Origin of the sequence: Agrobacterium sp. ES01 (genome assembly GCF_050320885.1) — a bacterium.
GTDB lineage: Bacteria > Pseudomonadota > Alphaproteobacteria > Rhizobiales > Rhizobiaceae > Allorhizobium.
The window spans coordinates 16,823-30,018 of the sequence record NZ_JBNQTH010000009.1 but is presented as its reverse complement, the minus strand read 5'-3'; the positions used below and the strand labels follow the sequence as shown (position 1 = coordinate 30,018).

The window sequence follows — 13,196 nt, the reverse complement described above, 5'->3', positions numbered from 1 at the left end:
AAGTTTTGCGTGCACGTTATTGAATTCATGCGGCAAGGAAACGAAACCGTGTTTCGCCAAGCTCAATTACATCCCCGGACACAAGCTCCGCTTTATCGACCTTGTTGCCGTTGACGATGACGCCATTGACAGTATCCAGATCTGTGATGACAGGGCTTTGGCCCGGCAGCATGTGGAAGACCGCGTGATGGCGGTGCACGCTGTCGTCGTCGATCTGGAAGTCATTTTCGGAGTGACGCCCGATCGTGACGTTCCGCTCTCGTATTTCAAAGCGGGGAGAGTCGCTGTCGAGAAGCTCGAAATATCCGAATAGCGTATCCGGGTGAAGCACGTGGGTGGACGGCTCGTCGATCGCGAACGCCTGTGTTTGCGGTTCCTCAATCCCACCGTCCTCGTATTTTTCCGCTGCGGCTTGCTGCAAATTCCGCACCACGAAATAGGCGATGCTGGCGATCAGGATGAGTGGAATGAACAGAAGCAATATCCAGGCAATGGCCTTGTTTTCGGCGGCCCAGTCGGTCGATCCCGCTATGGCCGGTTCGAAAACCGCATAGATCTTTGCAATGAGAGGCAAAGGCTGCTCCACGGGGGGAGATGGAGCCGGTTCCGGGGCGGGCGGCGGCGCAATATAGGCGGCAGAGACACCGCCGTTGAGGGTGGCGCCATCGACAAGAGTGACTTTGGGCACAAGCTTGAGTTCGCCATTCAAGTCGCCCAGGGATGCTTCAACCTGGCCGCCGCTGGTCAGATATTTCCTGAAGTCACGGACAAACTGCTCCGGCAGGGGGGCGTTGCCGACTGCGGAGAAGAACGGTCCGCCGGTTTCCGAGGCAAGACGCTCCACCTCTTGCAGGTCAACTGTTTCAGACGGCTTCTCGGCAAAGCCTACGCCGTAAATGACAACACCCGCTTCCTTTGCATGTTTGACAACATCGTCCCGGCTATAGGCGGTATCTTCCGCCTTGCCGTCGGAGATTATAACCAGGGCCTTGCGCTCGGCCGGCACCTTTTTGAGGATGTCGATGGCCTTGATGCCGGTGAAGAAAAAGGCGGTTGCCGCACCGTCAGCCTTGATGTCCGCCAGCCTGCTTTTCACATCAGCATAGGGATCGCCCGGCGAGATGATAACGCGCAGATCGTCGGCAAATGTACCAACAGCCATAATGTTTCTGGTGTTCGCCTGGGCGTATAGTTCATTTACCAGCTCTGCGCTGCGTTTGACCGTTGCCGCCCTTTTTGGATTGGAGCGGTCGATCAGGAAGAACCAGGCAGCCTTGTCATCTCCATCCTCAAAGGACCGGAATGAAGGGTCTTTCAACTCCTCGCCGTTGGCAAGAATGGCTGCACGTTTCACCTGACCCGGCAATTTCAGTCGCACATCACAGACGGCGCTCGGATCATCATTCTTTTGTACGACGCTGCATTTTGAAACAACGCTCTGATCGGCGGCGAGACTTCCTCCCGGCCAGGCAAGTATTGCTGCAATTATAGAAATAGTAAAACGCATTAGGCGCCCCCGTGCCCAGATTGCTTGATCTTGTTCCCCAGAAAAAACTCTAGAGACAGCGATTGGTGGTGTAAAGCGAAACTCCCTTACGTGAATCAACTTCCGGATGAGGATTCTTCAGGCATCACGCGCTGAATGTGAAAGGTCTGCAGTGGCGCGCTGGCTTGCGTTACTGAGCCTGCAGCGATCACTGAGCCGTCCGCTAAAACGGCGACCGAGCGAATAGTGTTGGAGCCATCGGCGATCAGGCTGCGCTCCCAGATGGTGGACTGCAGGTCAGGTGACAATTTCAGCAGCCAGCCAGCATTTCTTGCGTCGCTCGCTGAATCGCTGGCACCGGCAGCGTAGATGAAACCGTTCTGGTCTGTTGCGACGCTGGTGAAGATGTCGTGCTTTTCCTTGGCGAATATCTTTGGAGGCGTCTTGTTGTTGGCTGTCAGACGCAGGATGACACCGTCTGATGTTCGCGTGCCAAAGCTTGTGGTTTCGCCGGCGAGAATAACCTCGCCATTTGCGCCATTCGCGAGGCCATTGATCCGATCAAACCCTGCGCCACCAGGGGCGCGGTCAAGCAAGGTACTGCCATCGGAAGACAGGCGGACAATCCAGAAATTGGGATTGGCGTTCTGGGCGCTTCCTGTATTGCCAGCCAGAACCATACCGCCCGCCGTGGTCTCGATTACTGCATTGAAAACGCCGCCGCCGTTGCCGTCAAAGCTTCGATCTTCAATCAGCTCCCCTTGCGGCGACAGTCGGAGTAACCATCCCTGGGGATCGCTGTTGACGTTCTTCGTTGTCGTGCCAGCGGCAATCAGGCTTCCGTCTTCCAGTTGGATGAGTGAAAACAGTTGGTCGTTGCCGGGGCCTCCAAAACGACGCGACCACAGCACGTCGCCGTCAGTTGAAAAACGGATTACAATGGCATCCGGCCTATCGGCGCCTTCAGCGGTGCTGTCGCCAACCGCGACAACGCTGCCATCGTCCAGCGGGAGAAGGGCTCTGATTGTCTCGTTGCCGCCGTCGCCAAAAGAGGTTTCGTTGAGTGTTCGTCCGCCTTGTGACAGACGATACAAGACTGCCTGCCGGTGCAGTTCACCGCCAAAGTCCTCGTAGCCTGCCACCAGTATCGTGCTGTTCTGGACTGCCGATGCAAAGGCTTCTCCGGCACGACCATTGCCCAATGTGCGCACCCACTCCGCATGAAGCGCCGACATTGCGGCTTTCGCGTCGCCCGCGTGGACGCTGTTTGGATAGGCCGAGATGAAATTATGGTACGCGGTTTCGTCGTCCTTTGCAGACGCGCTTGTCCAGGCTTCATTCTCAGCGGCTACCAACTGTCGATCATAAAACCAGTAGCCGCCGGCCGCGACGAAAAGGACTGCTGCAGCCGCAAGCGCCAGAACAGAGGTCGGGATACCGCGTGGTTTTGCTCCAACTGGCTGTTTGCGCCTGGACGCCGACGTAACCGGTTTAGAACGTGGGATCTGATGCGGTGTGTCGATCCGGTTTGCGCTGACATCGCCCAGCAGCCCCTCGCGCCATTCGCCGATATTTTGCGGTCGCATCTTGGTCTGGGGAGACAGGCCCTTGGCGATTGCATTCAGAAATTCAGGCGAATAGTCATCGGAATGTGTATCAGCCAGCGGCGTCAACGGATCTGGCTCGCCATTGTTGATGGCGTCGAGACGTGCCATTGCATCGACCGGGCGCTTTCCGGCGATACAGCGATAGAGGGTGGCAGCCAGCGCATAGATATCTGTCCACGGACCTTGCCGACCCTCTGCATAGTACTGCTCTGGCGCCGAGTATCCATCCTTGACCACGAGATTGAGTGTCTTGCTATGTTGACCCACGGTCATTCTCGCGGCGCCGAAATCCAGCAGCACGGCGTCGCCATTCGGTCTGATGAAGATGTTGTCGGGTGCAATGTCGCGATGAGCGATGTTTTCCCGGTGTACCGCTTCAAGCGCATCGAGGATTGGGGTGAGGAGAGCGGTCAGTTGTGCCTGGCTGGGGCGCCCCGGCAGCGCCTTCAGCCACTGGTCCAGCGACTGACCTCTGACGAATTCCAGCACCATATAGGCGGTATTATTCTCTTCCTTGAGAATTTGCAGGACCTGCACGATGCCGGGATGGCGAAATTTGGCAAGCGTGGTTGCCTCGTCCATGAACTTGCCAAGTGCCCAATTGTAATCGGCAACACTGTTGGGCGAGGACGAAACGACAGTCGTTCCATCGCGAACTACGAAATCGCGCGGATAGCATTCCTTGATCGCGACTTCGCGTTGCAGCTCGGTATCAAAGGCCAGATATGTGATGCCAAAGCCGCCCTGGCCGATGACCTTGTCGATTCTGTATTGCCGCAGCATTGTTGTCGCTGACAACGTATTTTTGAATTCCATCAGACCCCAACTCGTCACACCCCTAAGGTCAATGATAGAATTTCGACGTTTAAAAAATCAAGGCAAATTGAAAATGTCTGTTGAGTCCTGCAAATCTTTTGCGGATACTTGTTCACTTGCGCGGGGGCGCAGAGGTTCATTGACCGTGACGTCAATATCAGGGGGATATTTTGACAGGGTACGGATGGCGCAATGCTATATTTGCTAGGCCTGCTTATCTTTTGCTTGGCTCTCTCATGTGCCTGGCGATTACATTTGGGCTGTGGTTGAGCGCCTATTCTGAGCAAGACGTGGAAAGCGGTGTTTACAGGGTTTTGAACTATGGCGGCGTCAACGGCCAACTGGAAGCCTCGGGGACCGGCTTCAAAGTTGCCGAGCCGGGGGTCGTCATCACCAACTATCATGTCATTCAAGGTGCTCGCCGGCTGTCGGTCGTCCTTGGTGTCGGGGGTGGTTTGAGCTATGTCCCGATGGATATTCTCTGGCATAGCCGTCAGCAGGATATTGCCATTCTCAAGGCCCGTAATCCCCTTCTTGGGGCAGTGCTGACGCTCGCCGACATCGGTGAAGACGAACTGCACAAAAAGGATAGTGTGGAGGCGATCGGCTTTCCGGGGGCAGCCGACGACCTAGCCGTCTATTCGACCGTCAATCAGGTCAATGATGCAAGCTTCATCGATGCGACCGTCTCGACCGGCACTGTGCAGAGACAGGTGCCAAGCATGGTGCGGCTGACAATCCAGCACAGCGCCAATGTCAACTCTGGCAATAGCGGTGGGCCATTACTGGATAGCTGCCAGCGCGTGGTGGGTGTGAACACGCTTAGCAAGTCTGCTGAAATCAAAGTGGGCGATATGGTGGACGCTTTCAGCAAGCGAGGCGTCGTCAACTTCCAGACACCCGGATCGCTGGAAAGTGCCGTCCATATTCGCGAAGTCGTCAATGCCCTCAAGGATCTGCACATTGCGCCCTCGATTTCATCCGGGCGCTGCCGATCCGGAATTTCACCGGGTGAAATGTGGGCGATTGGCATTGCATCGGCAGTGTCCTTTGCAGGCTTCGCCATGACGGGGATGTCGGTCGTTGCAGGGGCATCTGGGGCTTTTCGACGCGGAACTGCCGCCATCGCCCCGGAAAACGACGACGCGTTTGAGGACGATCCGTCCGAGACGATGGTGGCAGAGGGAGAACCTGTCGATTTTGTCGAGCTTATTCCAGCACGCGGTGGGGCGGTTTATTCCTTTTCCGCTGTCGGACCGAGTTTCGAAGCGCATGGTTTGACCATCGGGCGCGCGGGCGCAGGCGCCGATATCGGGATCAACGATACAGCGGTCTCGCGGCGGCATGCGCTGGTGCGGCGACATCCCGATGGCAATCTGGTGATCAGCGATCTGGGTTCGACAAATGGCACGACTGTGAATGGCGTTGCTGCAACGTCCGATCAATCCTGCCTCTTGCAGGATGGGACCGAGATCCTTTTTGGAGATAGTCCCTTCACCGTTCGTATCAGCCGTCGGCCAGCGGGTGCCGGACGTGTCGGCTGGCTCATCTCGGGTTTCGACGCGCGGGGACACGTTTTTCAGAACGAGTTTTCGTATGATGCGGGTTCAGCGCATTCAAGCGGTCGGCAGGTCTTGATGCGCGCGGGACGAGCCGATGACAACGACCTGGTGCTCGACGATGCGTCGGTGTCGCGACACCATGCTCGCTTTGTGCTTTCCGCCAGCGGTACCCTGTGCATTGAGGATCTCAACTCCTCGAACGGAACACAGGTGGATGGAAACGCCGTTGGCACAAAACCATTTCCAGTTGTGTCGGGTCAAAAATTGCAATTTGGCGGGATATCTGCATCCTTATCCAGAACATCCTAACATTCAATCCACAGCGACTTGGGGGCAAGGCGATGAAAAAACATAAAACCAGCACGGCAATGATGATCATATCTGCCGGCATATTCATGGTCTCGCCTGTGTTGTCTTCCCATTCGATCCCGTTCCATGCGTCTGGTGTCGCTCAGGCCCAAGGGCTCGACGGTTTCTTCAAGAAGGTCCAGAAAGATCTCGGGCTCAACAAGAAGAAAGGCAAGAAGCGCAAAGGCTCCAATTCCGATCTGGGGCTGACGATCATGCAGGGCGTTGGTCTGGGGCTGGTCGCTGGTGGCATTATCAAGGGCAATGCAGGCCCGCTGGTTCTAGGGTCCATTCTCGTTGCGGCGCCTGCTTTGATCAAGCAGGACATGGAGCGCAAATATGGGCGGGATCAAAGCTGGGCCGGGTGTGTGAGCTGTAACCAGAAGCGGCTTCTGGTGCGTCCCGGTTCTACCGTGACCAGTGCGCGGCAGGCCGAGATTGAAGCCAGGATCAAGGATGATGTGCGTGATATCCAGGGCGCATTGGCGCAGCTCGGCTATTATAACAAGAAAATCGATGGCGATTACGGCCCTGGCAGTCGCCGTGCAGCGGCGTTGTTTCAAAAGTCCCTTTTGGATGAGGAAACCGGCAAACTGACGGCTGAACAGCGCAGCGAATTGTTCAAACAGGCCAGGGTCAGTGGTTATGAGCCGAAGTCGGAGGTGGCCAAGGCCTCTCTGATGCCTGTGATGGCCAGCTTGCCAGTTGCAAGTCCGGCGAATGGAAGCGGCGCCACGAGCGAACCAAGGATCAAGCAATACAAGCTTGCAGAATCACAGGTCGGCCAGTTCGCTACCGAGTTTTTGCAGAAAGGGGAGTTGGGTGCCGTCAAGGATGTCCGGTTGCTTGGCGATGGTCGAATAGAGGTGGCGGTCGAGAACGGGCCAATCCTTCGCAACACGGTCGACGGGATCGAAATTTCACCACATGAACTCTCCGATCGCTGGGTCCAGGTGTCAATGCGCGACGAGGCCGGTGGCGACGCGGTGCTGTTGAATACGGTGGACGTCTTCAACTCGGCTGAGGAAGCAACCAAGTGGCAAGAGGATGCGCACGAACGTATGGCCCTATTGAAGAAGCTGACCGTTGTTGAAAAGCCTGCTGCCGCGTCCGTGATTATTGCAGACCAGGGCGAGCAGGCCGCACCTCAGGGACAAGTCGTCGCCACCAGGGTGGCTGATGATTCTTCCGGAACGACGTCCGTCCCGGCCGACGCCTCGCAACAGGTCGCCAGTGGAACGCCGAAAGCTTACAGTGAGGCGGAGTGCGGTAAAGACGTTTATGTGTCTTTCAACTTCCCCGAAACGGATGCACCAATCAATCACTACAACATCACGCCGCCCGAAGGCACACTGATGATGGATAATGGCGATGAAACGGCATATTTCACGGGAAGCTGCGTCCAAGGCAAATATGATTACAAATATGTCGTGGTGACCCACGACAAGGCGAAGAACAGCTGGGGTTCCTTCGAGCGGCAAGGGTCATTCGAGCTTGCGAGCCTCTCAGGCCAGTGCGAAGTCAACCTGAACGATCCAAACGGATCGGCGACGCTGCTGTGCTACTGATGCCAAGATATGCGCGTAGATACGAACGAGCACGGGAGCCTGGGCAGATACGATGACCCAACGCAATCGGCGGGCAGAGACGCCCAAGAATGACAATCGCGACAAGTCCAAGACGCTTGAGGCCAGTGTTCTCTCGCTGCCGGAAAATCTGGCGGCGGATCTGGCCCGTTACTGGAAGATGTTTGCGGCGGCCCCGATTCAGTCAGGGCTCGGCTTCCTGGCCTTCATTCCTGCAACGGTGGTGCCTGCAGTCAAGTTTCTGACTGGCGGTTCCGATGGCAGCGCGGGCAGTAGTTCCGGAATTACCGGGGGCGTGCAATCAATGCTCACGGCATCGGTGCCGATGAAGCTTCTGACGGCCTTGGTGTTTGCGTGCTCGATCGGGTGGACATGGGCGGTGGTCGCTTCCTGGCTCACGGCGCGACGCAGGGACGGATTTTGGCTGTTGTCTCTGGCGATCGCCACGTTTTCAGGCGTCTTCGTCAGTTCCTGGAGTGCAGGCTTCCTGATCAAGGACAATAACAACGCCGTTGGCGTGAATATGAATATGGCCCTTCTGCTGGTTACCGCCTGTATTTGTGCCTCAACCACGGTTGCCAAAACAAAATTCAAGATGACGCGTGAAAGCGATCCTGTGCTTATCGAGCAGCGGGCAATGACGCTGATGGTGTTCTCGCTTGCGGCGGTTGCTGTCGCCTTGTTCGTTCTGGCAAGTTCGCCCGGGGGTGCCGGTCGATGAACCTTCAGGAAAAAGCACTCGCCAAGCTCTCTCTCGCCGCGCTGTTTCTCGACCTGATGGTCTGCGTTTCTCTATGGCAGCTCATTCGTTCCGGCATAAAGGTTCAGGTGTTTGGCAATACATTCCTGACCGGCACGGCCTTATTTTTTGCCGTGGCGGTGGCCTATGTGTTCATCGTTGAAGTGGTGTTTGCGGGCCGATCCATGGGGCGGCTCTGCCTTGGCATTTCCGTTGGGACTGACGGTACGGCCGAAGTTTTGCCGCTTGGCCGACGTTTCGTCCGATTTCTCTCCATATTGTCGGGGTTCGGTCTGCGATCCCTCAATGCGAACCGCCTGCCGGCACATAATTGTGCCGAGGGAATGGTTTTCCGCTCGGATCTGGCTGGTCGGGCGCCGACGCGATCGAAGCCCAAAAAGGCGATGTCAGGAGCCTCCGATCCGAAGCGCGTTGCCCGATCATCAACGCCCAGGACTGCGGGTCTCACGCTGGCGTTAACCGAGGGGCCGCATGCCGGTGTGACGATGAGCCTGAGCGATGGCAAGACATTTCGCCAGAACGGCATATTCACGATCGGGCGTGCGGCGGGCTGGTCTGATTTAACGCTGAGCCAGGACAGCAAGGTTTCGTCCATGCATTGCAGGCTTCTGGTTAAAGATGGCCGGCTTTATATTGCCGACGGCGCCGACGCCACCAGGCCATCGCGCAACGGAACGCGTTTGAGCGGTCGTCCCATCGGCGCGAAAGCGTTTGTTCCGCTACCTTCCGGTGCCGTGGTCAGTCTCGGCGATAGCCGGTTTCAGGTAAGTGGGCCCTGATCCGCCGTATCGGATTCTGACGTTCAAGCGCTACTGGTATTTCTGCCTTGCTTTCGATCGAGCAGATATATGTGCGAGACATATGCCTGTCACAAGACGCGCCTAGACGACGGCTCCAGCCGAGCACCTACACTTCGCTTAAAGCGGAAAATGTCCTTGTCTGGATCGACAGGCCGTCATAGCCGGTCTACCCAGTTGCGATTGGAAACTTCCTGATTTTCCGGTGGCGTCGCGCAATCGGAGACAATCACCCCAGAAAGCAAAAACCTCATGCAGGAACAGGATCTCGAACGTGGCATTGCTGCGCGTCTCAATTCGGGAAAGCGCATCATACGCCAGGCTGGCGAGAAGGCGAAAGAATATTTCGAGAATTACGAAACGCTTGAGGTCGAGGTCAAAACCAGCCGTCAGGATCTTGTGAGCGAGGCTGATCGTGAGGTGGAGCGCTTGATTCGCGCCGAGATTGCCAATGCGTTTCCGCTCGATGGACTGGTGGGCGAGGAGCATGGGCAGAGCGAGGCTGAGAGCGACTATACCTGGGTGATCGATCCGATCGACGGCACGTCCTCGTTTCTGCATGGTCTGCGGTCATGGTGTGTGGTGATTGCGGTGCTGAAGGAGGGGCGGCCGGTGATCGGGATTATTTATGACCCCATGACGGGCCAGCTCTATCATGCCGCCGAAGGGGCAGGGGCCTTTCGCGACGATCGCCCTATCTCGGTCGATTTTGAAACGCCGCTGTCGGGTGGTTTTTTCGTGGTCGGGGCCAGTCGTCCGGAACAGAGCCGCCATGTGGGGCAGGTGATCGAGGGCCTTCTTTCGGCCGGCGGTATCCATATGCGCAACGGGTCTGCGGCCCTGTCGCTCGCTCATGTCGCGGCCGGTCACTATCTTGGTTTTTACGAACCACAGCTGTCATCCTGGGACTGCCTTGCGGGCCTGTTGATGGTGACCGAGGCCGGTGGTGTGGCCGATGATTTCCTGGTTGCAAACGGGTTGTCCAGCAGAGGCCCGGCATTCGCTTGCGCACCGCAGGCGGCCGCTCAGTTCAGGGCTTTGACGGTGTAGTCAGTTTCGCACCAGACATTTGCTGCAACCTGAGGTCATTATATATGCGGTAACGCTGATTCTCTTGTGGTGGGTGCGCTGTGACAAACATGCTGTCGGGACCAAGTTTTCAACATGACATCCATGGGGCTTTGAGCGGAGCTTCTGAGCTCCCTCGCCGAAAGGTACTTTTTGTTGTCGTGACCCATCTGCGATCAGAGGGCAACGCCGGCAATATCCAGGACTACCCCTACGGTGTCCTGTCGATCATCAAGCACAATGACGGGCTGGCTGATTTCGATATTCTGGATCTGGCGGTAAGCCAGGACAAACTCCCTGATGTCGAGAGAATTTTGACGGCAAAGCTGCACGAATTTCGGCCTGATATACTCGGCATATCGGTCATGTTCGACAACGCGTATTTTTCTATTGCTCCCATCATAGAACTGACAAAACGGGTGTCTCCATCAACCCTGGTTGTTTGCGGAGGCCCAGCCGTTTCTCCCATCGCCAAAAAAATCTTGCAGAACCAGCCGGAGCTCGATGCCGTCTGCTTCTCGGAAGGGGAGATACCGTTCCACGACCTGTTGATGTCCGAGGATCTCTTTACCGCAGTCGAGGAGCATCCTTCGTGGGTGTCGCGCAAGGATATCTCCAGCAAGACCGGACCGCAGAAAAGACTGCTGAACAATCTCGATCATGTCATCGACATCGACTATTCGCTGATCGACGTTTTTCAATATGATCGCAAGGTCTCGTTCAATCCGCTCGATAGCCGATACCTGGATGACTTGCGTGCCTTTCCGATCGTCACCTCACGGGGCTGTCCATTCAAATGCTCATTCTGCTGGCATTCCGGCGAGAATGATCGCTCCATGCGTTATGCGGGTGTGGACGAACTGATTGCGCATGTGGCGAATATCGTCGACTTGTATGGTGCCAATTGCCTGATCTTTTATGATGACATGCTTTTGCTCGCCAGAGACCGGGCAAAGGAGATCTTCCGACGCCTCGCGCCCTTCAACCTGAGGATTGAACTGCCGAACGGCCTTTCTCCGACCTATATGGACGAGGAACTGGTGGCGCTGATGTATGCGGCAGGTGTGCGCTCGGTGCGTATCGCGGTGGAATCCGGCGACGAATGGGTCATTCGAAATCTCGTCAACAAGCCGATGAAAATTGCCCATGTGCAGCCCGTCATCGATGCGCTGCGCAAATACAATATCTGGGTTATCGCGTTTATTGTGGTGGGGCTTCCGGGAGAGACCGATGTGCATCGCCAGACGACGCGCGACAAGATCATCGAATGGGGTATCGATTTGTGCAGCATCTCCGTTGCCAGCCCGATCAAAGGGTCCCTGCTCTATGAGCAGTGCCTCACGGAGGGCTATATCGATCCCAATGCGGAATTCCTCGTATCCGGCTTTCTCTTTGGCGAGAATGTGATCAATACGAAGGAATTCACCGCCGAATATATATCGGAAGCCGCTTATCTGATGAATCTGGATGTGAATTTCGTCAACGCATACCGTTTGCAGACTGGCGATTACGCCGCCGCCGACAGCTATTTCCAGTACATCACCCGGACCTATCAGAATCATGCTTTCGGCCATTATTGCCTGGCGATCGCCAAGGCCAATCTTGGGCAGAGGGATGGGGCTGAATTTCATTGGTCCGAAGCATCTCGCATCAGCAGCAGCGATCCTGTATGGGCCGGCTATTTTGATCACTTCGGCATAGTCTTTGATGACGCATTCGATGACTTCATGCGGTCGGCGGTGTTGGGCAAGCATCCTGGGGCATGCCTGCCGGTTGACAATTTCGCGCATGTTAGCGCCTAGTTTTTCGCATAATGTCGATGTGCGAAGTGCAGTCTATCTAGCTTAATCGTCGGGCCGGGGCGAATTTCGGGGTGGTCTGCGTTTTTCGAAGATAAGCTGGAGACGTGTGGCTGGCGCGCCCGTGGTGGCCGCCAGGACCAAGCTTCCGGTAATAGCTCACACTTGTATTTTCGATATTTATGGCGGCAGTTCATGTCGGTGATATGCTGTCTGCAATGATAGAAGCCTTGCAAGTCTATGCCGACGGATCCTTCGATGCCGCCTCCTTGTCTGGAGGATGGGCCTTCGTGGTCATGGATGGTGACCGTCAGGTCCATAAGGCTGCAGGTGCGTCGAGCGGCCCCTCCAACAACACGTTTGAAGTCTTGTCCATGGTGAAAGCCCTTTCCTTTCTCGTGGCAGAAGCGCCATCGGCGCCCGCAACCATCTGGACAGACTCGGCCCATGTCGTCGAAGGATCGAGCCGGTGGAGGTTCATATGGCGCCGCAATGGCTGGAAGCGGGTGAGGGCGAATTCCCATGAGAGACGCCGTGCGATTCCAGACCTTGCCCTCTGGCAAGAGCTCGATGGCGCACTCGACAGCAATCCGCAGATCACAGTTCGACTATGCAAAGGGCATACGGGTATCGTCGGCAACGACCTTGCTGACGAAGCGGCGCGGGCGGCGCTGACACAAGGTCTGGGATGCAACGGCGCTTCTCGCCCTCGTCACGATCATCCACGGCGTTTATAAACTTCACGACATCGGCCTTATCGCCCCCTCAGCATCGGCGAAAATGCAGCCCATTGGCTTGCCGTCGACGAACAGGCGTTCAACAATCCTCGAACGTCCGGGCCTGGTCATTCTGTGCCCAGTTTTTTGCTGATAGCTCTCCTTGTCCTGACATAAGACATGGGTTGGTCGTCCAAGCCTTGCTATCGGCGCTTGCGGGGTCGATATGCGGGCGCGGCAGGCAGGGTGCGGGGCCGCTTGGATCACACTGATCGGCGGACGACATGCAGTCTGTCCGCTCCGGTCGCGCGATATTGAGGGCGCAGGGGCAAAACACCTCGGACCTGGTCTGTGCATGAGGGATCGACGCCAACGGGCCATGACCGATAGGGGCGGGCTCGGTGCACGAGAACCCGAGCGGATGACGCCATCACGTTGATCTCACAGCCAAGACCAAACGGGCGCGCCCCACCTCGCTGCCACGACACGAAAGCCGCATCATCGCCCTTATTCCCTGGAGCAGGCACGCGCCCGACCGACCATCCGCATCCTTCCAAACCCCAATGGTGGGATCTGGAGCGGGGCCGAAAGGCGTCAAGGGTTGGTCTTCCCTGATCCGAGGAGAAGACGTTGAGCCTGAACAGATGGCGT

At 56.6% G+C, this 13,196-nt stretch carries 9 protein-coding genes; 7 read left to right on the top strand and 2 right to left on the bottom strand.

Annotated elements, in window-relative coordinates; translation table 11 throughout:
* Positions 1-25: 25 nt before the first annotated feature.
* A complete protein-coding gene (locus ACQQ2Q_RS19860; protein ID WP_428188871.1) occupies positions 26-1,606 on the bottom strand; it encodes an FHA domain-containing protein in 1,581 nt (526 codons plus the stop codon).
* The gene (locus ACQQ2Q_RS19855; protein ID WP_428188870.1) at positions 1,603-3,909 is read right to left on the bottom strand and encodes a serine/threonine protein kinase; all 2,307 of its coding nucleotides are present in this window, start codon (positions 3,907-3,909) and stop codon (positions 1,603-1,605) included. The genes ACQQ2Q_RS19860 and ACQQ2Q_RS19855 overlap by 4 nt, the downstream gene beginning before the upstream one ends.
* A 290-nt stretch (positions 3,910-4,199) precedes the next feature.
* Here ACQQ2Q_RS19855 and ACQQ2Q_RS19850 point away from each other — a divergent pair, with 290 nt between their 5' ends.
* From ACQQ2Q_RS19850 to ACQQ2Q_RS19820, 7 genes are all read left to right on the top strand, one after another.
* On the top strand, positions 4,200-5,780 hold the full coding sequence (locus ACQQ2Q_RS19850) for an FHA domain-containing protein (RefSeq protein ID WP_428188869.1): 1,581 nt from the start codon (positions 4,200-4,202) through the stop codon (positions 5,778-5,780).
* A 32-nt stretch (positions 5,781-5,812) separates the two neighbouring features.
* Positions 5,813-7,387, top strand: a complete 1,575-nt coding sequence (locus ACQQ2Q_RS19845) for a peptidoglycan-binding domain-containing protein (RefSeq protein WP_428188868.1) — start codon at positions 5,813-5,815, stop codon at positions 7,385-7,387.
* 52 nt (positions 7,388-7,439) lie between these two features.
* Entirely contained in the window at positions 7,440-8,126 is a 687-nt protein-coding gene (locus tag ACQQ2Q_RS19840; RefSeq protein ID WP_428188867.1) for a hypothetical protein, read from the top strand.
* On the top strand, positions 8,123-8,944 hold the full coding sequence (locus ACQQ2Q_RS19835) for an FHA domain-containing protein (RefSeq protein WP_428188866.1): 822 nt from the start codon (positions 8,123-8,125) through the stop codon (positions 8,942-8,944). Before ACQQ2Q_RS19840 ends, ACQQ2Q_RS19835 begins: the two co-directional genes overlap by 4 nt.
* A 270-nt stretch (positions 8,945-9,214) precedes the next feature.
* On the top strand, positions 9,215-10,012 hold the full coding sequence (locus ACQQ2Q_RS19830) for an inositol monophosphatase family protein (protein WP_428188865.1): 798 nt from the start codon (positions 9,215-9,217) through the stop codon (positions 10,010-10,012).
* 179 nt (positions 10,013-10,191) lie between these two features.
* The gene (locus ACQQ2Q_RS19825; RefSeq protein ID WP_428188864.1) at positions 10,192-11,832 is read left to right on the top strand and encodes a radical SAM protein; all 1,641 of its coding nucleotides are present in this window, start codon (positions 10,192-10,194) and stop codon (positions 11,830-11,832) included.
* 179 nt (positions 11,833-12,011) lie between these two features.
* Entirely contained in the window at positions 12,012-12,566 is a 555-nt protein-coding gene (locus ACQQ2Q_RS19820) for an RNase H family protein (protein WP_428188863.1), read from the top strand.
* Positions 12,567-13,196: the final 630 nt, after the last annotated feature.